Source organism: Acuticoccus kandeliae (assembly GCF_003073115.1).
The window spans coordinates 726,180-748,047 of sequence record NZ_QBBV01000003.1 but is presented as its reverse complement, the minus strand read 5'-3'; the positions used below and the strand labels follow the sequence as shown (position 1 = coordinate 748,047).

General features: G+C 71.0%; 19 protein-coding genes. 7 read left to right on the top strand and 12 right to left on the bottom strand.

Annotated features, from left to right (window positions below; translation table 11 throughout):
• Positions 1-40: 40 nt before the first annotated feature.
• From DBV35_RS22735 to DBV35_RS22715, 5 genes are all read right to left on the bottom strand, one after another.
• On the bottom strand, positions 41-922 hold the full coding sequence (locus DBV35_RS22735) for a hypothetical protein (RefSeq protein ID WP_157961915.1): 882 nt from the start codon (positions 920-922) through the stop codon (positions 41-43).
• Positions 919-2,076 (bottom strand): ABC transporter permease, encoded by a 1,158-nt coding sequence (locus DBV35_RS22730; RefSeq protein ID WP_108662642.1) that lies wholly within the window; start codon positions 2,074-2,076, stop codon positions 919-921. The genes DBV35_RS22735 and DBV35_RS22730 overlap by 4 nt, the downstream gene beginning before the upstream one ends.
• Positions 2,073-3,476 (bottom strand): efflux RND transporter periplasmic adaptor subunit, encoded by a 1,404-nt coding sequence (locus DBV35_RS22725; RefSeq protein ID WP_157961914.1) that lies wholly within the window; start codon positions 3,474-3,476, stop codon positions 2,073-2,075. Before DBV35_RS22725 ends, DBV35_RS22730 begins: the two co-directional genes overlap by 4 nt.
• Positions 3,473-3,763 carry a cysteine rich repeat-containing protein gene (locus tag DBV35_RS22720; protein ID WP_108662640.1) on the bottom strand — a complete coding sequence of 97 codons (291 nt, stop codon included), beginning with the start codon at positions 3,761-3,763 and terminating at the stop codon, positions 3,473-3,475. The genes DBV35_RS22725 and DBV35_RS22720 overlap by 4 nt, the downstream gene beginning before the upstream one ends.
• Before the next feature lie 304 nt (positions 3,764-4,067).
• Complete coding sequence (locus DBV35_RS22715) at positions 4,068-4,373, bottom strand: hypothetical protein (protein ID WP_205648807.1); 306 nt, start codon at positions 4,371-4,373, stop codon at positions 4,068-4,070.
• 188 nt (positions 4,374-4,561) lie between these two features.
• Between DBV35_RS22715 and DBV35_RS22710 the strand changes: the two genes are divergently transcribed.
• The gene (locus tag DBV35_RS22710; RefSeq protein ID WP_108662639.1) at positions 4,562-5,281 is read left to right on the top strand and encodes a response regulator; all 720 of its coding nucleotides are present in this window, start codon (positions 4,562-4,564) and stop codon (positions 5,279-5,281) included.
• 3 nt (positions 5,282-5,284) lie between these two features.
• Positions 5,285-6,649, top strand: coding sequence for a sensor histidine kinase (locus tag DBV35_RS22705; protein WP_108662638.1), 1,365 nt, complete (start codon positions 5,285-5,287; stop codon positions 6,647-6,649).
• 70 nt (positions 6,650-6,719) lie between these two features.
• Here DBV35_RS22705 and DBV35_RS22700 read toward each other — a convergent pair whose 3' ends face one another.
• The 4 genes from DBV35_RS22700 to mutY all read right to left on the bottom strand — a co-directional run bounded on the left by DBV35_RS22700 (position 6,720) and on the right by mutY (position 9,845).
• A complete protein-coding gene (locus DBV35_RS22700) occupies positions 6,720-7,250 on the bottom strand; it encodes a superoxide dismutase family protein (protein ID WP_108662637.1) in 531 nt (176 codons plus the stop codon).
• Between the two features lie 86 nt (positions 7,251-7,336).
• Positions 7,337-8,035: a metal-dependent hydrolase gene (locus DBV35_RS22695; protein WP_108662636.1), complete on the bottom strand. Its 699-nt coding sequence runs from the start codon at positions 8,033-8,035 to the stop codon at positions 7,337-7,339.
• 66 nt (positions 8,036-8,101) lie between these two features.
• Entirely contained in the window at positions 8,102-8,689 is a 588-nt protein-coding gene (locus DBV35_RS22690; protein ID WP_108662635.1) for a YceI family protein, read from the bottom strand.
• Positions 8,690-8,762: 73 nt separating this feature from the next.
• Positions 8,763-9,845: an A/G-specific adenine glycosylase gene (gene mutY / locus DBV35_RS22685; protein ID WP_108662810.1), complete on the bottom strand. Its 1,083-nt coding sequence runs from the start codon at positions 9,843-9,845 to the stop codon at positions 8,763-8,765.
• A 140-nt stretch (positions 9,846-9,985) separates the two neighbouring features.
• Here mutY and DBV35_RS22680 point away from each other — a divergent pair, with 140 nt between their 5' ends.
• Genes DBV35_RS22680 through smc form a run of 3 tightly spaced genes read left to right on the top strand, consistent with a single transcriptional unit; the run spans position 9,986 to position 14,636 of the window.
• Positions 9,986-10,516, top strand: a complete 531-nt coding sequence (locus DBV35_RS22680) for a DUF721 domain-containing protein (protein WP_108662634.1) — start codon at positions 9,986-9,988, stop codon at positions 10,514-10,516.
• A 31-nt stretch (positions 10,517-10,547) separates the two neighbouring features.
• Positions 10,548-11,165, top strand: a complete 618-nt coding sequence (locus tag DBV35_RS22675; protein ID WP_211100028.1) for a DsbA family protein — start codon at positions 10,548-10,550, stop codon at positions 11,163-11,165.
• Positions 11,166-11,189: 24 nt separating this feature from the next.
• Positions 11,190-14,636, top strand: coding sequence for a chromosome segregation protein SMC (gene smc / locus DBV35_RS22670; RefSeq protein WP_108662632.1), 3,447 nt, complete (start codon positions 11,190-11,192; stop codon positions 14,634-14,636).
• A gap of 3 nt (positions 14,637-14,639) precedes the next feature.
• On the opposite strand, the gene DBV35_RS22665 is transcribed toward smc, so the two are convergent.
• Genes DBV35_RS22665 through DBV35_RS22655 form a run of 3 tightly spaced genes read right to left on the bottom strand, consistent with a single transcriptional unit; the run spans position 14,640 to position 19,320 of the window.
• Positions 14,640-15,359, bottom strand: a complete 720-nt coding sequence (locus tag DBV35_RS22665) for a hypothetical protein (protein WP_157961913.1) — start codon at positions 15,357-15,359, stop codon at positions 14,640-14,642.
• Between the two features lie 11 nt (positions 15,360-15,370).
• Positions 15,371-17,200, bottom strand: a complete 1,830-nt coding sequence (locus tag DBV35_RS22660; protein ID WP_108662630.1) for an adenylate/guanylate cyclase domain-containing protein — start codon at positions 17,198-17,200, stop codon at positions 15,371-15,373.
• On the bottom strand, positions 17,197-19,320 hold the full coding sequence (locus DBV35_RS22655; protein WP_157961912.1) for a caspase family protein: 2,124 nt from the start codon (positions 19,318-19,320) through the stop codon (positions 17,197-17,199). Before DBV35_RS22655 ends, DBV35_RS22660 begins: the two co-directional genes overlap by 4 nt.
• A gap of 122 nt (positions 19,321-19,442) precedes the next feature.
• Here DBV35_RS22655 and DBV35_RS22650 point away from each other — a divergent pair, with 122 nt between their 5' ends.
• Both DBV35_RS22650 and DBV35_RS22645 read left to right on the top strand, forming a co-directional pair.
• On the top strand, positions 19,443-20,945 hold the full coding sequence (locus tag DBV35_RS22650) for a phytoene desaturase (protein WP_205648806.1): 1,503 nt from the start codon (positions 19,443-19,445) through the stop codon (positions 20,943-20,945).
• Positions 20,942-21,865, top strand: coding sequence for a phytoene/squalene synthase family protein (locus DBV35_RS22645; RefSeq protein ID WP_205648805.1), 924 nt, complete (start codon positions 20,942-20,944; stop codon positions 21,863-21,865). The genes DBV35_RS22650 and DBV35_RS22645 overlap by 4 nt, the downstream gene beginning before the upstream one ends.
• Positions 21,866-21,868 lie beyond the last annotated feature (3 nt).

Sequence of the window (21,868 nt, the reverse complement as noted above, 5' to 3'; positions counted from 1 at the left end):
GCAAGGTGATGTCGCACATCAAAGCGCATGCGAGTCGCGCTCATTTCCGCCCCTCCCGTGCGCGCCCTGTCTGAGAGAATGCGCCATCGCGCCCGTCCACCCACGCGGTGCAGGCGTCCAATCGAACGGCCTGCGGCCGCATCGCGGACGTACCGGATGGCGAGCCGCACATGCGGACGACCACCAAGCGGGGCGGTGCGTCCACCGTCTCCCCGTCGAGCATCCGCCCACCGTCCAGGCACGCACGATGGTCTTGGGCGACGTCGACCAACCGCGGCGGAAGCATACCAGCCGCTCCTGCGCACGGATCGTCAGCGAAAGTGAGATGCCGAGCGTCGCGACCCATTGGTTTGGCTCTCCCACCGTCCGGGCCGCCAACAAATTCGCCGTCATATGAACGGGAGACCCTCATGATGCCGACCATCTCGTGGTTCCACGCCATTGCCGTCACCCGATCGATCGAGTACGCGAGCATGTCCCCGATGAGGGACAGTTTAGGCGCTTTGCCCACCTGCGCATGCCCCACCGGCGGGTGGGTGGTGCCGCGAACGACCCTCCACCCGTTCAGCGCGCCGAGGTGCGCGGCCGACGAAAGCGTCTGTGCCATGCTGGAGCGCGAGCTAGATCCGTTGGCGAACAATTCGTGGGCGCGCGCTTGCGCGTCCCTGATCGGGATGGGCTCTCGGGGGAATTCAGCCACAATCGTCGCGTCGGCAGTCGCGCAATCAGCGATCGGGCTCACCCGCGAGCCGCCGTTCACGCCATCGGCCACTTCCCGCCCGTTGCCATAGCCCGCGCCGCCCATGCGGACGGGCGATCGGCGAGGCCGAGCTTCCGCCAGCGCCCCGGAAAGCCCTGGCGCCACCTCGCCGCCGCGCACGACATCGCGGCCAGCGCACCCGTCAGCACAGCCCGCACTCACGCCAGCACCTCCTGCGCGCGGACCCTCAGCGCGCGGGCGATGCCGACGAGGCTTGCGATCGCGGCGATGCCGCAGACGGCGAGGAAGAGGAGGGAGAGGTCGTCCACCGCCATCACCACCCGGCGCGGGAAGTGCGGGAAGATGAGGTTCGCCATGCCGAGCCCCACCGCGAAGGAGAGGAAGGCGATCGCGGCCGATTGCTGGGCGATCATCCCCATGATCACCGAGTTGCGCGCCCCCATCAGCTTCAGCATCGCGATCTGGTGCAGCTTCTCGATGGTCATCATGTAGATGATCAGCGAGATCACGATCGTCATCACGATGAGGAGCACCCCCGTGAAGGCGAGGATCTGGACGCGCAGGCGCCAGAGCCGCTGGTCGAGCAGCAGATTGCGCTGGTCCTCGTGGCTGAGGACGTTGACGTCACCCCACGCCGTCATCGCCTGCCGCACGGCCGAAAAGTCCGCCGCGGGGTCGACGTTCACGAGGATCGCCGAGACCTTGTTCGCCGCCGGCGACAGCGCGGCCACGGGCCCGGCATCACCCACCGCGGCGCGCGTGAGAAGCACCTCCTCGCTGTTGCGCCGCTGGGCGATCTCCATCGCGTCGTTGATCGTCACGAACAGGAGGCCGTCGCCCGAAAGGTCCACCATGCGCCGCGTGATGCCCACGATCTCGTAGTCGTCGTGGTTGAGGCGCACGACGTCGCCGAGCTTGAGGCCGACGCTCTCGTCGGCGATCGCCTCGAAATGGCTCGCCGCGATCGAGCGGCCGGCGACGAGGTCGATCCACTCGCCCCCGTCCTTCGGATAGTCGAGGCCGACGATCGAGGCGCGGGTCGGGTGTCCGTCGGGCGCCGAGAATTGCTGGCTGATCTGCAGGAAGCGACGCACCTCGGTGACGCCGGCGACGCCCTCGACGCGGCGGTCGAGATCGGCGCGCACGGACGACGCCTCGGAGAAGGGCCCCTGGCGACCGCCCTGGACGATCCAGAAATCCGCCCCGACCTCCTCCACGATGAGGAGCGCGTCGCCGACGATGCCGCGATAGAGGCCCACCATCCCGATCGAGGCGGTGATGAGGAACCCGACCCCCGCGACGGTCAGGATGAACCGCGCCGGATTGAAGGCGATGTCCTTGAGAGCAAGGCTCATGACGTGGCACTCGGCGGATGGACGCGCATCCCCTCGAAGAGGCGATCGCGCTTCAGGAGGATTTCGCCGGGCTGGAGACCGTCGCGGATCTCGACGCGGCCGTCGCCCACCTCGCCGAGCGTCACCGGCCGCCAGTGGGCGCGGCCATGGCTCGCGACCCAGAGGCCGGCCTGACCGTCGCGGCGGCTGAGGAGCTCGCTCGGCGCGGCGAGCACGTTGTCCTTGGTCTCGATGGTGATCATCGCGCGGCCGCGCTGGCCGAGCGCCCAGTTGGTCGGCAGCGTCTTCGGCGTGATGTCGGCGGTGAACTCGCGCGTCTCGTTGTCGACCTCCCGCCCGAGGCGCAGCACGCTGCCGGCGATCGCGGCGTCGGGCCGCGACGGGAAGACCAGCGCGGCGTCCTGACCCGGATGGATCGAGGCGATGGCGCTCTCGTCGAAGCGGGCGCTCATGACGATGCTCTTCGGGTCGACGATCGACACGATCGCCGTCCCTACGCTCACCACGTCGCCGGCATTGCGCGAGCGCGACACGATCACGCCGTCGATCGGCGCGCGCACGACGGCGTCGTCGAGATAGGTGCGCTGCACGTCGGCGTTGGAGATGGCGGCCTTGTGCTCGGCCTCGGCGCGGGCGACGGCGGCTTCGGCGGCGGCGTGCTCGGCGACGGCCTTGCGCAGCGTGGCGAGGCCCGCGTCATAGGAGGCCTGGGTGACGGTGCCGCTCGAGACGAGCTTCTGCAGGCGGTCGTGGCTCTCCTGCGCGTTCTGTTGCGCGGCGTCGGCGCTGCGCATCTCGGCCTCGGCCTGGCGCACGGCAAGGTTCGCCGATTCCACCGAGGCCTCGGCGGCGGCGAGCTGGCGCTCCAGATCGTCCGACTTGATGGTCGCGATCACGTCGCCCGCCTTCACGACGTCGTTCCGGTCGACCGGCAGCGTCACGATGCGGCCGGGGATCGTCGCCGCGACCGAGGTCTGGTTGATCGCGTCGAGGATCGCGGGGCCGGAGATCTCGACCGCGAGCGCTTGGGGCAAGATCGGATAGTGCTCGGCGACGCGCGGCCAGCCATAGCGCACGCCGACGACGGCGCCCGCGACGAGGAACATCACGATCACCGCGCCGAAGGCCCTGCGCCGCGGGTTGCGCGGACGCGAGGGCGGGCGGCGCGAGACGAGCCCGCGCCCGCCGGCCGGCGCCGTGGCGTCCTTTTCCGCCGGAAGGGTCTTGTGCTCGGGTTCGGGCGCAGCCGGGACATGGCCCGGCAAGCGCTCACGCGCCTGCGGCAGGAAGTGGAGCGCACGCTCCGCCTCCAGGCTCGGCGTTGACGGTGCGGCCGCGCCTCCTCCAGCCGCGGCCGTCGGAATGGTGTCGAGGCGAGAAGCACGGCCGCTGTTCGTCACTTCGTGTAAACCTCCGCGATGGTCGCCTTGCAACCGTCAGACAGCTTGGAGTGGTTGGCCCGCATGCACGCCGCGATGCGCCCGCCGCCCGGCGCGATGTTCGGGCAGTAGCGCGACAGGTCGGTGCGGCAGGCGCGGTAGATCTGCATCCCCTCGGCGCGTGTCAGCTTCGGGGCCTGGTTGTCGGATTGCGCGAAGACCGGCGCGCTCGACGCCATCAGCGCGACCATCGCCGCGGCGAGGCCGCTCCGGCGCATCAGGGCGCGACGCTTGAACTCGAAAGACATCGGTTTTCCTTCACTCTTGTTTCGACAAGGGAACGGGGGCCGTGGCGCCGTCCATCCGGATCGATCGTCCGCGGCCCCGATTGCGCGAGGCGAGTCATCCCACCGCACGACTTGGCGAAGAATAGGGCACGCAATCCATCCTTCCCGTTTCCTTGCCGATTGATGCAGCGAGTTGACCCTCCGGTCGATCGGGCGCCAAAGCTTCGGGGTTCGGCCTGGCGCTCTTTCGTCCGCTCGCTTGCCGCGCGATGCCCTGGCGGGTGGCTTTCGCCGTGGGCACCGTGCGGCCTCCCTCCCCCCGCAATCAGCGGGAAATCGAACCCGAGCGCGACACCGTTCCGCCGAAGCGGCCGGTCCGCGTGGAGCTTTGCGTACAGCTGATGCCGTTGCAGGTGACGCCGCCGTTCACGGTGGCGGTGTTCCCGGCCGGCCCGGTGCGGGTCTGCGTGCGGGTGCAGGTGCCCCCGCTGCACGATCCGCTGCCATTCAGCGAGGCGGTGTTTCCATTGACGCCGGTCACGGTGCGTGTGCGCTGCCAGGCATGGGCATCGGCCACGACCCCGAAGGCGAGCACGACGGCGAGGGCGGAGCCTGTCAAAAGCTGGGTCATCGTCTCATGTTCCCTGTGGGCGGCTGGGGGTTCGTCCACCAGCGTCGTCACAGAAAATGGGGCCGTCATGTTCCTGGCGTTTGATCACGCCGCATCGGCGCGTCGAGTTTTGTCTCGGTCACGTAACAGTTTGTAATTTCCGCGGATTGCCTGCTTCCTTCGCCGCCCCGACATGGCAAGAGACGAACATGAACACGTCGCCGCACACCATTTTGATCGTCGAGGACGATCCGGACATCCGCCGCCTCGTCGGCGAGTTGCTGCGCCAGGACGCCTTCCAGGTTGAGATGGCGGCGGACGCGCGCGAGATGGACATGGTGCTCTCGCGTGTGCACCCCGACCTCGTCATCCTCGACCAGATGCTGCCGGGGGAGGACGGGCTTGCGATCTGCCGGCGGCTCAGGGCGCGCGATACGGTGCCGATCCTGATGCTGACGGCGAAGAGCGACGAGATCGACCGCGTGCTCGGGCTCGAGATGGGCGCCGACGATTATGTCGTGAAGCCGTTCGGCCCGCGCGAGCTCCTCGCCCGCGTCCGCGCGCTGCTGCGCCGGGCGAGCGGGCCCGCCGCCCACGCCGCGCCGACGCGCCGCTACACGTTCGACCGCTTCCTCGTCGACCTCGACGCCCGCTCGCTCGCGACCGACGACGGCGAGCCGGTGACGCTCACGACCGGCGAGTTCGACCTCCTCGCCTGCCTCGTCCAGCAGCCGCGCCGCGTCCTCACGCGCGACCAGATCCTCGACCGGATCCGGGGCCGCACCGCCGATCCTTATGACCGGACGGTCGACATGCTCGTCTCCCGACTGCGCAAGAAGCTTGATGTTGCCGCGCCGGGGTCAAATCTTGTCACCACAGTGCGCAACAACGGGTACCTCTTCACCGCCGTGGTGAAGCCGGTCGGTTAGACCATGCAGCTCAGTCTCGGTGCGCGAATCACGATGATCGTCATCGCCACGCTGATCGCGGCGTGGCTGATCGCGCTCGCCCTCGCCTACCAGTGGCATCGCCCGCTCGACGACCCGACGGCCCCCTCGCCCGAGCGCCTCGCCGCGATCGTCGAGCTGATGGAGAAGAACACGGGCGCCGAGCGCGCCCGCATCATCGACGCGCTGAGCTCGCGCATGATGAGCCTCACCATCGAGCCGTCCGGCGAGGCCGCGACCATCGCGGCGCAGGAGGCGGCGGACCCCGAGATCGAGGAGGTCTATGCCGAGGCGCTCGGCAACCGCGATTTCGCCGTGACCGCACAGCGCCTGCGCCCCCCGCTGGAGGAGCGGCGCTTTCCGGTGCGGCGCGTGGAGGCGACGCGCAACGGGTTCGAGTTCCGCATCGACCTCTCCACGGGCGAAACGCTCGTGCTGCGCACCGAGAATCCCATGCTCTTCAACCGCATCGGCCTGCCGATCGGGTTCGGGGCGGGGCTCATCGGAACGCTGATTGCGGTGATCGCGCTCATCGTCATGCATCGCGAGATGGTGCCGCTGCGCCGCCTCGCCGCCGCGGCTGACGCGATCGACCTCTCCGCCGAGCCGGCCGGCATCACCCAGCCGCGCTCCAGCGCGCCGGAGATCCGCACCCTCGTCGGCGCCTTCAACCGCCTCCAGGTGCGCCTCTCGGACCTCATGCGGGCGCGCATGGCGATGATCGGCGGCATCTCGCACGACGTGCGCACCTTCGCGACGCGCCTCCGCCTCCGGCTCGAGACGCTGCCCGACAGCCCTGAGCGCGACCGCGCGATCAACGATGTCGCCGACATGGTGAAGCTTCTCGACGATGCGCTCCTCGCCTCGCGGGCGGGGGCGGGCGAACTCTCCGAGGAGCTTCTCCTCCTCGACGAGCTCGTCGCGGCCGAGGTGGAGGACCGCCGCCACACCGGCGGCGATGTCGCCCTCGACATCGAGGCGCGGGCGCGCGGCGTCACGGTGCTCGGCGACCGGATCGCGATCCGGCGGGTCGTCTCGAACCTCATCGACAACGCGCTGAAATACGGGCACGCCGCCCATCTCGCGATCCATCTGCGCGGCCACACCATCGTCCTCACCGTCGACGATGACGGGCCGGGGATCCCCGAATCCGTCCGCGAGCTCCTGCTGGAGCCGTTCGTGCGGCTCGAAAGCTCGCGCAGCCGCGCGACCGGCGGCGCCGGGCTCGGCCTTGCGATCGTGAAGAGCCTCCTCGTCGCGCACGGGGGCACGCTCGACATCACCGACGCGCCGCACGGCGGGGCGCGCATCATCGTCACCCTGCCCGAGTTCGAGATCGGCGCCGCCTGAGAGGCGGCACGAAAAAGGCCCGGCCGCGCGCGCGGCCGGGCCTTCGCCGTCTGGGTTCGCGGCCGGCGCCCTATTCGATGACGCCGCAGGCGATGCGCGAGCCCGCGTCGCCGGCGGGCTGGCTCTGATAGTCGTCGGCGCCCGAGTGGATCATGATCGCCGAGCCGTCCTCGTCGCCGAGCGGGTTCTCCCCGTCGGCCGCGACGCTGATGCGGTCGGTGAAGATCTCCATCACCAGCGTCCCGTCCGCGCCGACCGTGACGTTCGGCAAGTCGCCCGCGTGGGGTCCCCCCTCGCTGAGGACGCCGTGCTCCATGCCGCCCGAATAGTGGCCGCCGGCGGACTTGAAGCCGTCCGCTGCATCGCACTGGCCGGTCTCATGGATGTGCAGCCCGTGCACGCCCGGCTCGAGGTCGGCGATGTCGAGGGCGATCAGCACCATGCCGGACGGGGTCTGCGTGAAGGACACGGTCCCGATCGCGGCGCCGGTGGCGTTGATGACGTTCGCCATCATCGTCGGCATCCCCTCCTGCGCCAGCGCGGCCGCGGGGGCCGTCAGGAGAAGACCCGCGGCAATGGCGGTCCGTAGGCAGTTTCGCATCGCTCATCCCTCTTGCTTGTCTGGGCCAACGTGTCGTTCGACCGTTCGTTGCCCGCGTGCGGCACTCTGGGAAATGGGTGGCTGATCTAGACGTCGAAGGGGACGCCGACCTCGGCGACCTTCACGATGCCGGCATCGCCGCCCATCTCGGCGAGGAACTTGTCGGGCGTCTGGTCGAGGATCGGGAAGGTCCCGTAGTGGCAGGGGATCACCGTCTCGAACTTGAAATAGCGCTTGCAGGCGAGCGCCGCCTGCTTGGCGCCCATCGTGAAGCGGTCGCCGATCGGCACGATCCCGACCTTCGGGGCGTAGAGCTCGTCGACGAGGGCCATGTCGCCGAAGATCCCCGTGTCGCCCATCGCGTAGAGCGTCTTGTCGCCCTTCGGCGTGATGACGAGGCCGAGCGGGTTGCCGAGATAGACGAAGTCGCCCCCGCCCATCGAGGACGAGGAGTGCAGCGCGTTCACGAACGAGACGGTGAACTCGCCGCAATCGACGGTGCCGCCGTGGTTGCCGGGATTGACGTTCTCCGCCCCCTGGCGGGCGAGGAAGGTGCACACTTCGGCCGAGCCGACGACCTGCGCGCCGGTCTTCTTCACGACGGAGATCGCGTCGCCGATATGGTCGTCATGGCCGTGGGTGAGGAGGAGGTGGCTGATCCCCGCGGAGGGCTCTTCCCAGCCGCCGTCCCATTTGGGGTTTCCGGTCAGGAAGGGATCGATGAGGAGCGCCGTCGACCCGAATTCCACGCGAAAGGTCGAATGTCCGTACCAAGTGATCCGCAAAACACGTCCTCCTCATAGTGGGTTTGGTGCCCCGCCTTTACGCGGGGGGCGCAGCGGCCCGCAACCTCATTGGCGGATCGCCTCCAGTTCAAAGATGAACGGGACCATGTCGCCGACAAGCCCGTTGTCCACCGCGTAAGTCATGCCCCAGTCGCTGCGTTTCAGCGTCGTCTTCGCCGTGACGCCAATGACGTAGTTGGGGCCGAACGGGTACGGGCCGATCTTGTTGAGACGCACGTCGAGCGTCACCGGCTTCGTGACGCCGCGCAGCGTGAGGTCGCCGGTGATTGTGCCGGTGGTCTCGCTCGTCTCCTGCGCCCCGGTCATCACGAAGGTGATGTCGGGGTGCGCGGCCGCGTCCACGAACTCGGCCGAGCGGACGTGGCCGTCGCGCCTCTCGTGGCCGGTGAAGACGCTGTCCGCGGCGACACTCACCTCGAGGTCGGACAATTCCCGCGTCTCCTCGTCATAGGTGAACGAGCCGGCGCCGCGCACGAAGAGGCCCCAGACGGAGCCGTAGCCGATGTGCTCGGCGCTGAAGACGATCGCGAAATGCTCCGGGTCGATCTTGAACTGGGCGGGCTCGGCGACGGCTGCGGTCGCGGAGACGACCGACGCGGCGGCGGCGAAGCGCGAGAGGGCGGGCACGAACATGATGGCGGGTCCTCCGGTCCAAAGCTGCGCAAGAAACTATGCGCGGCGGCCGGGGGATCAACGCGGCGCCCGCTCACAGACGCGGCATCGGCTCCGCGAGCGCGCGCACGACGACCTTGCGCATCACCGTCGGGAGCCCGGCCGCCTCCGGGTCCATCCAGAGGCCGCCCTCGGGCGTCGCGATCGCGGGGGCGACGTTGGCGGCGTAGACGTCGATGCTGAGCTCGGCATGGGTGAAGCCGTGCGAGATCGCCCCCTGCGCGTGCCAGGTCGCGTCGAAGGGGGCGTGGTCGAGCGGGATTGCGGGGGCCGCGCCCCAGGCGGAGCCGAACACCTCCAGCATCCCGCCGAGGAGCCCGCGCGGTGGGCGGCGGCGGAAGAGCACCGTGCCGTCCGGCCGCACCGGGACGAAGGAGACGCCGTGCCAGATCTTGCGCGCCTTCTTCTCCGCCTTCACCGGATAGCGCGTCGGCTCCCCCTCGCGCCGGGCGCGGCAGGGGTCGGCGATCGGGCAGAGGGCGCAGAGCGGGTTGCGCGGGGTGCAGATTGTCGCACCGAGGTCCATCATCGCCTGCGCGAAATCTCCAGGGCGGGTCGCGGGAAGCATCGCCTCGACCGCCGCGCTCACCGCCGCCTTGGCGCTCTTCGGCGGGACGGGCAGCGCGAGGAGCCGGGCGACGACCCGTTCCACGTTGCCGTCGACCACCGGGACGCGCTCGCCGAAGGCGATCGCCGCCACCGCGCCGGAGGTGTACTCGCCGACGCCCGGCAGCGCCCGCAGCTCTTCGCGCGTCGTCGGGAAGGTGCCGCCGCGGGCGGCGACGGCGCGCGCGCAGGCGAGGAGGTTGCGCGCCCGCGCGTAGTAGCCGAGGCCCGCCCAGGCTGACATCACGTCCTCGTCGGGCGCGGCGGCGAGGTCGCTCACCGTAGGCCAGCGCGTCGTGAAGGCCGCGAAATAAGGGATCACGGCCGCGACCGTCGTCTGCTGGAGCATCACCTCGGAGAGCCACACACGGTAGGGGTCGGCCGCCCCCGCGGCCGTGCGCCAGGGCAGCGTGCGGCGGTGCCGGTCGTACCAGGCGAGAAGGGCCTCCCCCTCGCCCGAGCCGAGTCCATGGTCGGCGTCCGGCGCCGCAATCGTCCGTCCTCGCATCATGAAAGGAAGCGGATCAGGCACGGCGGCGCGGCGCAAGCGGGCATCGCATTTCCCCCCAATCATCCCCGCTCTTGTGGCCCCGCCCCGGCCCCGTCGCGCGCCCCATTGCGCCGCCCCCCGCGCTGGCGGAGAAAAGGGGCATGGTCACCATCAAGCGCAACAACGGCCCCCGCCCCCTCGCCGAGCTCGTCGGCGACCTCGTGACGCCCGCCTGCCGGCGCCGCGGCGTCGCGAACATCGCGCTGATGCTGGAGCCGGCGGACATTTTCGGCGAGCGCTTCGCCAAGAGCGCCGCGGTGGAGCGGATCGTGTGGCCGAAGGGCTCGCGCATCGACTCAGCGACCGGGGCCACCCTCATCGTGCGCGCCGACGCGGCGACCGCGCTCTCGATCCAGCACACCTCGACCCAGATCGTGGAGCGGGTGAACATCCTCATCGGCTGGCCCGCGATCGCGCGCATCCGCATCACCCAGACGCGGGGCGCCGCGCGGCCCACCCCGCGCCATCTCGCCCCCGTGATCCCGGCCGTCCCACCCGCCGATCCGGCCCGCGTGGAGGCCGTCGCGGAGCGCCTGCCGGACATTGCCCACCAAAATTTGAAGGCCGCATTGTCGCGACTGGGTGCCAGCATCGAGGCCCGCAGTTTAACCGAGCGTCGAAAGCGCCCATAAGAGGGCCACTGACCAGCGAGGTTTTTTTGTGATGCTGACCCGTCGTTCGTTCGCCGCGATGTCCGCGGCCCTTGCCCTGCCGCTCGCCGGCATGACCTTCCCCGCGTTCGCGCAGTCCACCGATGCCGTCGAGCCGCTGCCCGACATGGTGATGGGCAACCCGGACGCGAAGGTCACCATCATCGAGTACGCCTCGATGACCTGCCCGCACTGCGCCAACTTCCACCTGACGACCTTCCAGGACCTCAAGAAGGAATATATCGACACCGGCAAGGTGAAGTTCGTCCTGCGCGAGTTCCCGTTCGACCCGCTCGCAGCCGCCGTCTTCATGCTCGCCCGCTGCTCCGAGGACAAATATTACGACGTCGTCGACCTCTTCTTCGAGAAGCAGGGCCAGTGGGCCGTGCGCGACGGCGCGCTTGCTCAGATCCGCGGACTGGCGGCGCAAGCCGGCATCTCGAACGCCGAGTTCGAGGCATGCTTAACCAATCAGAAACTACTCGACGGCATCAATGCTGTGAAGGACCGTGGGTACAACGAGTTCGGCGTGTCGGCGACTCCGACGATCTTCATCGACGATGAGAAGTTCGAAGGCTCGCGGACGATGGACGCTTTCCGTGCACTAATCGACCCGAAGCTCGACTCGTAGGGCGAATCAGTATGAGGCGGAGCGATGAAATTCGACAAGCTCCGCCTCACTGGGTTCAAATCCTTTGTTGAGCCGACTGACGTTTTGATCGAACCGGGGCTGACCGGCGTTGTCGGCCCCAACGGATGCGGAAAGTCGAATCTCGTCGAGGCGCTGCGCTGGGTGATGGGCGAAGCGTCGTACAAATCCGTGCGCGGCTCGTCCATGGACGACGTCATCTTCGCCGGCTCCGGCCGGCGGGCGACGCGCGACACGGCCGAAGTCACCCTCTTTCTCGACAATAAGGACCGCTCGGCCCCGGCCGAGATGAACCACGCGGACGAGCTTGAGGTGACGCGCCGGATCACGCGCGCCCTCGGCTCGGACTACCGCGTCAACGGCAAGCTCGTGCGCGCGCGCGACGTGCAGCTCCTCTTCGCCGACGCCGCCACCGGCTCGCGCTCGCCCTCGATGGTGCGACAGGGCCAGGTCGCCGAGCTGATTGCCGCCAAGCCCACAGACCGGCGCAACATCCTCGAGGAGGCAGCCGGCATCTCGGGCCTGCGCGCGCGCAAGCACGAGGCGACGCTGAAGCTGAACGCGGCGGAGCAGAATCTCGCCCGCGTCGACGACGTGTCGTCCGAGGTCGAGCGCCAGATCGACAATCTGAAGCGCCAGGCCCGCCAGGCGAGCCGCTATCGCAACATCTCCGCCGAGATCCGCACGCTGGAGGCGACGGTCCACCATCTGCGCTGGATCGAGGCGCGCGCCGCCGTGCGCGATGGCGAGGCGGCCCTCACCGCCGCCCGCGCCGCGCAGAAGGAGGCGGCGGAGCGCCAGACGCGCACCGCGGTGGAGGAGACCGCCGCGCAGCACAAATTGCCGCCACTGCGCGAGGCGGAGGCCCTCGCCGCGCACAAGCGCCAGGAGGTCGCCGCCGCGATCGCCGCGCTCGACGCCAGGGACAAGCAGCTCGCCGAGCAGCTCGCGGCGCTGAAGGCGCAGGTCGCCGCTCTCGAGAAGGACCTTGCCCGCCAGGACGGGGCGAAGGCGGACGCGGCGAGCGCCGTCGACCGCCTCACCCGCGAGGAGGCCGACCTCACCCGCGCCAATGACGGTGCCGACGAGCGGATCGCCGCGCTCCAGTCCGGCGCCGACGCGGCGCAGAAGGCGACCGAGGCCGCCGACGCGGCCGCCGCCGCCGCGACGGAGAAGGCCGCGACCGTGCTCGCCGCCCGCGCCGCCGCCGACGCGCAGCTCTCCCGCGCGAGCGGGGAGGCACAGAAGGCCACCGCCGAGGTGCGGCGCCTCACCGCCCTCCTCGAAGAGGCGCGGCGCAACGATGCCGTGCGCCGCCGCGAGGAGGCCGCCGCCGCGCTCGCGAAGGCCGAGGCGGCCGAGACCGAAGCCGGCAACGCGCTGACCGAGATCGAGGCCGCGCTCCCCGCGCTGCGCCAGGCCGACGGCGAGACGCGCGAGGCAGTGCAGAAGGCCCGCGCCGCGATCGCCGAGCGCGAGACCGAGGCGAAGGCGCTCGCGCGCCTCACCGCGACGCTCGCGAAGGGCGGCGACGCGATCCTCGAATCCTGCACCGTCGCCGCGGGCTACGAGCAGGCCTTCGCCGCCGCGCTGGGGGACGACCTCCAGGCCCCGGTGAGCGCCAGCGCGCCGCGCCGCTGGGCGGTGAACGAGGGCACCGACGCGCCGCTTCCCGCGGGCGTGACGGCGCTCTGCGACAAGGTGAGCGCGCCCCCCGCCCTTGCCCGCCGCCTCGCCCAGGTCGGCGTGGTGGAGGATGCGGACGCGCCGGCGCTCCAGGCCGGTCTCGCGGCTGGACAGCGCCTCGTCAGCCGCGCCGGCGCGCTCTGGCGCTGGGACGGCTATGCCATGAACGCCGGCGCACCGAGCGCCGCCGCCGAACGGCTCGCCCAGAAGAACCGCCTCGCCGCGCTCGAAAAGGAGCTCGCCGCGCTCCGCCCCGCCGTGACCGCCGCCGAGGCGGAGAACGCGACCGCGCGCGAGGCGCTGAAGGGCGCGAGCGAGCGCGAGAGCGCCGCGCGCCAGGCCCTCACCGGCGCGCGCCGCGCCGCCGCCGAGGCGAAGTCGCGCCTCTCCGCCGCGGAGGCGAAGGCGCGCGAGGCCGAGGCCGCGCAGACCCGCCTCGCCGCCGCGTTGGAGGCCGCCGAGGGCCACGCCGCCACCACCGCCGCGACCCTTGCGGAGGCCGAAGAGGCCCGCGCCGCGGTGTCCGACGGGGCCGCCGAGATCCAGGAGCGCGACCGGCGCCACCAGGCCGCGCAGGCCGCCCGCCGTCAGGCGAACGAGGCCGCGAACGCCGCCGAGGCCGAGCGGCGCGCCGTGTTCGGCCGGGCGCGCCGGCTCGAACGCCTCGCCGCCGAGCTGAAGGACTGGCGCGGCCGCCTCGAGGGCGCGGACGGGCACCGCGTGGAGCTTGCCGCCCGCCTCGACACCCTCCGCAAGGAGCGCGACCAGCTCGCCGAGGCACCGGACGAGACCATCCTGGAGCGCCGCCGCCTCAACACCGCCGCGGCCGACGCCGAGGCCAGGGACAAGGCCGCGCGCGAGGCCCGCGCCGCCGCCGAAGCCGCCGAACGCGCTGCGATCGAGGCCGCGCGCAAGGCGCTCGAAGGCCTCTCCACCGCGCGCGAGGCCTCGGGCCGGGCCGAGGAGCGCCTCAACGCCGCGCGCGGCCGGCTGACCGAGGTGGAAGCCGCCCTCACCGAGACACTCGACGTCGCCCCGCAGGGCGCGGCGCGCCTTGCCGGCATCACGCCCGAGACGCCGCTGCCCGACCGCGCCTCCTCCGAGCACCGCCTCGAAAAGCTGAAGGGCGAGCGGGAGCGGCTCGGCGGCGTCAATCTGTGCGCCGAGGACGAATTGAAGGAGATCGAGGACCGGCGCGGCACGATGCTCGCCGAGCGCGACGACCTCATCGCCGCCATCGAGAAGCTGCGTCAGGGCATCAAGGAGTTGAACCGCGAGGCCCGCGAGCGCCTGGTCGCCTCCTTCGACAAGGTGAACTCGGAGTTCCAGCGCCTCTTCAAGCACCTCTTCGGCGGCGGCGAGGCGTCCCTCCAGCTCACCGAGGCGGAGGATCCGCTCGACGCGGGTCTCGACATCATCGCCCGTCCGCCGGGCAAGAAGCCGCAAGTCCTGTCGCTCCTGTCGGGCGGGGAGCAGACGCTCACTACGACGGCGCTGATCTTCGCGGTCTTCCTCACGAATCCCGCGCCGATCTGCGTCCTCGACGAGATCGACGCCCCGCTCGACGACGCGAATGTCGAGCGTTTCTGCGCGCTTCTCGACGAGATGGCGCGCTCGACGGACACGCGCTTCCTCATCATCACCCACAACCCGATCACCATGGCGCGGATGCACCGCCTCTATGGTGTGACGATGGTGGAAAAAGGTGTGAGCCAGCTCGTCTCGGTCACGCTGGAAGCGGCCGAGGAACTGCGCGAGACCGCCTGACCTTTACTGCCCGCGAATGGCGTCGACGAGCAGGCTCGCCTGCCGCTCGCACCCTGCCCCGCCGAGCCAGAGGAGGAGGCGCCCCGGCGCCTCACCGACCGAATCCGGCACCTTCTTCAACTCCAGGCGGCGCACCTGATCGCCGATCGAGACCGCGAGCGGCCCCTCCTGCGCAAGGTCGTCGGGGAGCGGGAGCATCGCCTCGCCCGACGCCCATTCGAGCGGCCCGGCGCGGCCGTGGGCCGAGCGGGCGGTGATCTCGGCCGCCGCGTCGGTGTCGCTGCGCCACAGGATCAGCCGGTCGCCGATGCAGCGCACGCCCGATGAGTCGACGTTGACCGCGAGGATATCCGCCTGCGGCGCGAACGCCCCGCCCGCCGCCTTGCGCGACGCGCCGACGACGTCGGACGTGCCGCTGTGGCCGAGGATCAGCGCGGCGACCGTGTCGACGAGCCCGGTCGCCTGCCCGTCCCCCGCCCCGATCGCGCCCTCGAAGGGCCCTTCGATCGTGACGATCTCGCCGGACTGGAAGAGGATCTGAAGCCGCTCGCCCTCCGCGAGGCGCACCGCGTCGCCCGCCGCGAGAACGCTCCCCGGCGCGAGCCCCGCCTCCTTGGCGGCCCCATCGAGGACGACGGCGTCGGCCGCCGCGGCCGGCGCGGCGAAGGCGAGGAGGATCAGGAGCGCGGCGAGGCTTCGCATGATCCGATGTCTGACACCCATCTCCACCTCCCTCAAGCGGTCTCGACGACGAGGTCGTCCACCGCGCCCGCGGCGAGACGGCGGGCCTGGAAGGCGACGAGCGGATCGTCCGGCCGCACCGCCGCGAGCCGCTTGAAGCCAGCGCCCCCATCCCCGCCTTCGAGCGCCGCGAAGGCGGCCTCATAGTCCGCGTCCGGCGCGGCGACGGGCTCGAACACCTCCACCGTCTCGCGGCGGCCCTTCACCCGGATGCGGCCAACGCGGCGATAGTCGCCGGCGGCCTCCGCGCGGGTCGCGGCGCTGACGAGGACGCGCGTGCCGATCGTGCGGTTCGCGCCTTCGAGGCGCGCGGCGACGTTCACGCTGTCGCCGATCGCCGTGTAGTCGAAGAAGTGCCGCCCGCCGAAATTGCCGACGACCGCGACGCCGGTGTGGACCCCGACCCGCGTCGCACCGAGGCGGACGCCCTTCGCGGCCCACTCGCCGCGCATCGCCTCGGTGAAGGCGGCGATCTCGCGCGCGGCGTCCACCGCGCGGCTCGCGTGGTCGCTCTGCGCGTCCGGCGCGCCGAAGAAGGCGACGACCGCGTCGCCGACGAGCTTGTCCACCGTCCCCTCCTTGGCGAGGATCCGCGTGATGATGCCATCCAGATAGGTGTTCAGCACCGCCGCCGTTACCTCCGGCTCCAGCCCTTCGGCGAGCGCGGTGAAGCCTTCGAGGTCGGTGAAGAGGTGCGTGATCTCGCGCCGCTCCCCGCCGAGCGCCGGATCCGTGCCCGAATCGACGAGCCGGTCCACCACGCGCGGATTGACATAGCGGCCGAACATCGCCCGCATCCGCAGCCGCTCGCGCCGGTCGCTCTGGAGGCGCTGGCCGAGATTGCCGCCCGCGGAGAGGACGAAGGCGGCCATCGGCGTCGCGATCGGCAGGATAGACACCGATACCGCCGCCACCGCGACGACGATCCCGGCATAGAGGGCGAGCGCCGCCGCCCCGCCCGCGAGCACGCTGAGCGGGCCGAACGGGCGCACCATCGCCCCGAGGAGCGCGGCGAGCACCGCCGAGGCGGCGAGCACGGCCCAGGACGGCGGGCGCAGCGCGCGCCCGGCGAGGATCTGGGCGAGGATGTCGGCATGGACGCGCACGCCGGGGACCACCCCCTCGTCCGCCCCGCGCATCGCGATGGTCGGGATGCGGTGCTGGTCGATCCCGTCGAGCGTGGTACCGACGAGGACGAACTTGTCCGCGAGCCAGGCCGGCGGCAGGAGGCGCACCGTGTGGGCCGGATAGCGCACGAAGTCCCCTTCGGCGAAGACGATCCGCCCGTCCGGCACGGCGGTGGCGCCGCCCGCGCGGGCGAGGCGCGCCGCGAAGGCGTCCGCCGCCTCCGGCATCGCGCGCACCGTCCCGTCGCGCCGGTCGCGCGGGAGGCGCGCGTCGCCCGCCTCGCCCGGAAAGGCGTTCGCCGCCCCGGCCGAGGCCACGGCGACGACCACCGGCGCGGCGGCCGCCTCGATGGCGGCGGCGAGCGCGGCGTCCTTCTGCGGCTCGGTCGGCTCGTCGAGGAGGAGGTCGAGGCCGATCGCGGCCGGTCCCGCCTTGTCGATCGTCGTCACGAGGTCGGCGAGGAAGGCGCGGTCGATCGGCGAGCGCACGGGCAACGTCGCGACCGTCGCCTCGTCGATGGCGACGATCACGATGCGCGGGTCCGGCGCGGGGGCGGTGAGGGCGAGGAGGAGATCGCCCGCCACCGGCTCGAAGCGCTGGCCGATGAGGAGGCCGAGCGCCGCCGCCGCCGCGATGATCGCGACGCGGGCGAGGCCCTCGCCGCGCCGCTCCGTCCGTGCCGCCGCCGCGCTCACTCGATCGGGAAGCGCTTGATGTCCGACTGGCTCCCATCCTTGTAGGTGAGCTGCACGCTGATGCTCTTCGCCCCCTTGGGCACGGTCGCGTAGATGTCGGTGTCCTTGCCGGTGGCGGTCTTCACGACGTGCGGGTCGTCCGGATCACAGGGCGCGAGGGCGTAGTCCTTGTCGAGCCCGTCCCCGTCATAGCTGTAGGCGACGTGGTCGATGGCGCAGCGATAGCTGATGAGGTGGGTGAAGTAGACGAGGGTCTTGCCGTTCCAGGGCCGCGTCGCGATCCAGGCGTTCGTCAGCATCTCCAGGATCTGCTTCTGGCCGGAGACGAGCGCGCTCATGGCGTCGAACGGGATCTCGAAGGGGCCGCGAATGTCGCCGCGCACGTCGGCATAACGCACGCGCAGGAGCACCTCGGTCACGTCCGGGTCGAGCTCCAGGCTGGGGTTCGGCAGCGGATAGCCGGTCTGCGGGTTCACCACCTGGAGGAAGCCGGTGGAGCGGAACTCCTCGCCGGGCTTGGCGACGAAGATCTCGCGCACCGTGTCGGCGATGTTCACCGTGACGGTCCAGCCGGCGTTGGAGCGCATCCCCATGATGGTCACGGGGTTCGCGAGCGCGCTCATGTTGACGGCCGACAGCGCGGCGAGGCGGCGGTCGACGTCCTCGATCGCGTCCGCCGCGGCCTGCTGGTCGAGATAGTGGCGCAGGAACTCGCCCGCCTCGTTCAGCTCCTTGAAGCGCTCCAGGAGCGCCTTTTCCTTCTCCTTGTCGGCGGAGGACTGGGCGCCGAGCGTCGCCTCGGAATACTCCTCGCTGAGCGCGTAGACCGCCGGGGCGTAGTCGGGCGACGCGGCGAGGATCGCCTCCAGCATCGCGATCCGCTCCGGCCGCTCCTGGAGGAGGGCCGCCGCGAAGCCCGTCGGCAGCGCGGACGCGCCGCCCGACAGCGCGGCATAGACGCGACGCGCCCCCGCCCGCCCGTCCTGCGCGGTGAGGAAGCGCTGGAAGCGCAGATGCGGGTCGACATAGGGCGGGTCGAACGCGAAATATTTGAGGTAGTCCTGGCGCGCCTTCAGATAGTCGCCGCGCACCTCGTGCAGGCGGGCGTTGGCGTAGAATTCGTGCGGGCGCGTCGGCTCCGGCACGATGGTGGAGCGCCGCTGCAGGGCCGCGAAGAGGCGCTCCACGTCGGACCCCGCCCCTTCCAGCGCGTCGAGCCGGGAGCGGGCGAGCGGGGCGAAGGCCCCGTCCGGGAAGCGGGAGAGATAGGCCTGCAGCTCGGCCGGGTCGTCGCTGTCCTTCACCGTGCTCCAGAATTCGAGCTCCAGCGCCATCTGCGGGCCGGTCGGCGGGGCCTTCTGCGCCTCGGTCGCGCCGGTGTCGGGCACGAACACGATCTCGGTCGTCAGCGAGGAATGGTCCCAGGGCACCTGGTCGCCGCCGGTGTCGCTGACGACGCGCCGCCGCACCGCCTTGAACATCGCCTCGATGGACTGGCCGGGGACCGTCATCTCGGCCGCGATCGCGGAGGTGTAGGGGCTGTTGAGGCCGCCCCCGTCCGCGGCGGTGCTGCCGGGTGCGGTCGCGAAGGAGATGAAGCTGCCGGGTGGGGTCGACTGGATGAGGGCGAGGCCGCCGCCGATCCCGCGCGACAGGGCGGTGTTGCGGCAGGCGTCGAGGATCACGATGTTCGCGCCGGCGTGCGCGCTTTCGAGGCGCGAGAGGACCCAGTCGACCGCCAGCGCCTCGAACTCGGCGTCCACCTCGTCCCTGAGGTCGGCGCCGATCGGGGCGAGATAGTTGAGGCCGTTCGCCTGGAAGCCGTGGCCGGAATAGTAGAAGAGCGCGGTCGCCCCCTCGCCCGCCTCGGCGACGGCGTTGGTGAAGTCGCGCAGCGCCTCCTTCATGCTGCGCAGATCGGCGTCGAGCACGAGGGTGACGGCGAAGTCGGCCTCCTCGAGGCGCTTCGCCATCAAGGCCGCGTCGTTGCCCGGATTGGCGAGGGCCGGCATCGCCTCGCCCTGGTAGGCCGCGTTGCCGACGACGAGCGCCAGACGTTGCGCCGCCTCCGCCGCGGAGGTCGCCAACAAGACGACGGCGCACAAGATCAGTCTCAGCATCGATGGTCCTCCCCACGCACATTTGAAAGCCGATGGAAGGACGAGAGGCAAGTGGACGCACTCTACCAATTGGCCAAGACGCGTTCGCCCGCTATTTCCTCTGCCCATTCGTGAGAGGGTCGATGCCAAAAGCTGTCGTCATCGGATCGGGGTTCGGGGGACTTGCGCTTGCCGTGCGGCTGCAATCGGCCGGCATCGACACGACCCTGATCGAGGCGCGCCCCCGTCCGGGCGGGCGGGCCTATGTCTACATCCAGGACGGGTTCGTGTTCGATGCCGGGCCGACCGTGCTCACCGACCCGACATGCCTCGAGGCGCTCTTTGCGCTGAGCGGCCGGTCGATCGACGACTATGTCACCCTCGTCCCGGTCAGCCCCTTCTATCAGCTCCGCTGGGAGGACGGGACGCGGTTCGACTATGTGAACGACCAGGAGACGCTGGACCGGCAGATCGCCGCCCTCAACCCGGCCGATGTCGAGGGTTATCGCCGCTTCCTCGCCTATTCGAAGGCGCTCCTCGAGGAAGGCTATATCAAGCTCGGCGCGGAGCCCTTCCTCGATTTCGGCGCGATGCTGCGCGTCGCGCCGCAGCTCGTCCGCCTCCAGGCCTACCGCTCGCTCTACGCCAAGGTCGCGAGCTTCATCGCGGACGAGCATCTGCGACAGGCCTTCTCCTTCCACACGCTGCTCGTCGGCGGCAATCCGTTCTCCACCTCCTCGATCTACGGCCTCATCCATGCGCTGGAGCGCAAATGGGGCGTGTGGTTCGCGCGCGGGGGGACGGGCGCGCTCGTCGCCGCCCTGGTGCGTCTCTTCGAGGAGCTCGGCGGCACGGTGCGGCTCGGCGCACCCGTCGCCCGCATCCTCACGGACGGCGCGCGCGCCACCGGCGTCGCGCTCGAGTCCGGTGAAACGATCCCGGCCGACATCGTCGCGAGCAACGCCGACATCGTCCATACCTACGGCACGCTCCTCGGCGGGACGGAGCGGGGGCGCAAGGAGGCGGCGCGGCTCACGCGCAAGCGCTACTCCAACTCGCTCTTCGTCCTCTATTTCGGCCTCGACCGCGAGGTGCCGGACGATCTCCCCCACCACACGGTGCTGTTCGGCCCGCGCTATCGGGGGCTGATCGACGAGATCTTCACCGGCGCGGCGGTGCCGGAGGACCTCTCCCTCTACCTCCACGCCCCCTCGAAGACGGACCCCTCGCTCGCCCAGCCCAGCCAGTCCGCCTACTACGTGCTCGCGCCGGTGCCGCATCTCGGCGCGGCGCCGCTCGACTGGGCGGTGGAGGGGCCTCGCGTCGCCGAGCGGATCCTTTCCATCGTCGAGGCGCGGGCGATTCCGCGCCTGCGCGAAACGCTCGTCTCCTCGCGCATCTTCACCCCGGCCGACTTCCACAGCGAGCTCAACGCCCATCTCGGCTCGGCCTTCTCGCTGGAGCCGATTCTCACCCAGTCCGCCGCCTTCCGCTGCCACAACAGGGACGACGTCATTTCCAATCTCTATCTCGTGGGCGCCGGCACCCACCCCGGCGCGGGCGTGCCGGGCGTCGTCGCCTCGGCGAAGGCGACGGCGGGGCTGATCCTCGACGATCTCGCCCCCGACGGGCGGCTCGCCTCGTGACGAGCGCGCACTATGCGCAGGAGAGCCTCGCCAAGGGCTCCAAGAGCTTCGCCGCCGCGACCCGGCTGATGCCGCGCGAAACACGCGAGGACGTCGCCCGGCTCTACGCCTGGTGCCGCCACGCCGACGACGTGATCGACGGGCAGGACCACGGCCACGACGCGCGGCCGATCGACGATGTCGCCGGCCAGCTCGCGATGCTGCGCGCGAAGACCGGCGCGGCGCTCGCCGGCGAGAGGACCGGCGAAGCGGTGTTCGACGGGTTCGGCGACGTCGCCCGGCGGCACGGCATCACCACCGCGCTCGCCGAGGACGTGCTCGCGGGCTTCGCGATGGACGTCGAGGGCCGCAACTACGCGACCCCCGGCGAGCTCGCGGCCTACTGCTACGGCGTCGCCGGGGCGGTCGGTGTGATGATGGCGCTCGTCATGGGGGTGCCGCCCGAGGAGGCCGACACGCTCGACCGGGCCTGCGATCTCGGCCTCGCCTTCCAGATGACGAACATCGCCCGCGACGTGGTGGCGGACGCCGAGGTGGGGCGGATCTATCTCCCCACCGACTGGCTCGCCTTCGAGGGGGTGCCCTCGACGCCCGAGGCGATCCTCAATCCGGAAAACGCCCAGGCCGTCTGGCGCGCCGCCGCCCGTCTCGTGGAGACGGCGGAGCCCTACTACGCCTCGGCCGAGGCGGGGATCGCGCGGCTTCCCTTCCGCGCGGCCTGGGCGGTCGCGTCGGCGGGCGCGGTCTATCGGGCGATCGGCATCCGCCGCCGCCGGGGCGGACCGTCGCGGCTCGCGACCCGCGTCGGCACCTCGGCGCCGACGAAGCTCGGCCTCATCGCGAAGGCGGCCATCGTCGCGCGGCGTCCAGCCACCGGCCACTCGCGCGAGGGGCTCTGGACGCGCCCGCCCCGGCCCTGAGAG

Excerpts from the sequence above, each read along its gene's own strand:
- DBV35_RS22730 (WP_108662642.1), bottom strand. The coding sequence starts at position 2,076 with ATGAGCCTTGCTCTCAAGGACATCGCCTTCAATCCGGCGCGGTTCATC.
- DBV35_RS22720 (WP_108662640.1), bottom strand. The coding sequence starts at position 3,763 with ATGTCTTTCGAGTTCAAGCGTCGCGCCCTGATGCGCCGGAGCGGCCTC.
- DBV35_RS22715 (WP_205648807.1), bottom strand. The coding sequence starts at position 4,373 with ATGACCCAGCTTTTGACAGGCTCCGCCCTCGCCGTCGTGCTCGCCTTC.
- DBV35_RS22710 (WP_108662639.1), top strand. The coding sequence starts at position 4,562 with ATGAACACGTCGCCGCACACCATTTTGATCGTCGAGGACGATCCGGAC.
- DBV35_RS22705 (WP_108662638.1), top strand. The coding sequence starts at position 5,285 with ATGCAGCTCAGTCTCGGTGCGCGAATCACGATGATCGTCATCGCCACG.
- DBV35_RS22700 (WP_108662637.1), bottom strand. The coding sequence starts at position 7,250 with ATGCGAAACTGCCTACGGACCGCCATTGCCGCGGGTCTTCTCCTGACG.
- DBV35_RS22690 (WP_108662635.1), bottom strand. The coding sequence starts at position 8,689 with ATGTTCGTGCCCGCCCTCTCGCGCTTCGCCGCCGCCGCGTCGGTCGTC.
- mutY (WP_108662810.1), bottom strand. The coding sequence starts at position 9,845 with ATGATGCGAGGACGGACGATTGCGGCGCCGGACGCCGACCATGGACTC.
- DBV35_RS22680 (WP_108662634.1), top strand. The coding sequence starts at position 9,986 with ATGGTCACCATCAAGCGCAACAACGGCCCCCGCCCCCTCGCCGAGCTC.
- DBV35_RS22675 (WP_211100028.1), top strand. The coding sequence starts at position 10,548 with ATGCTGACCCGTCGTTCGTTCGCCGCGATGTCCGCGGCCCTTGCCCTG.
- smc (WP_108662632.1), top strand. The coding sequence starts at position 11,190 with ATGAAATTCGACAAGCTCCGCCTCACTGGGTTCAAATCCTTTGTTGAG.
- DBV35_RS22665 (WP_157961913.1), bottom strand. The coding sequence starts at position 15,359 with ATGGGTGTCAGACATCGGATCATGCGAAGCCTCGCCGCGCTCCTGATC.
- DBV35_RS22655 (WP_157961912.1), bottom strand. The coding sequence starts at position 19,320 with ATGCTGAGACTGATCTTGTGCGCCGTCGTCTTGTTGGCGACCTCCGCG.
- DBV35_RS22650 (WP_205648806.1), top strand. The coding sequence starts at position 19,443 with ATGCCAAAAGCTGTCGTCATCGGATCGGGGTTCGGGGGACTTGCGCTT.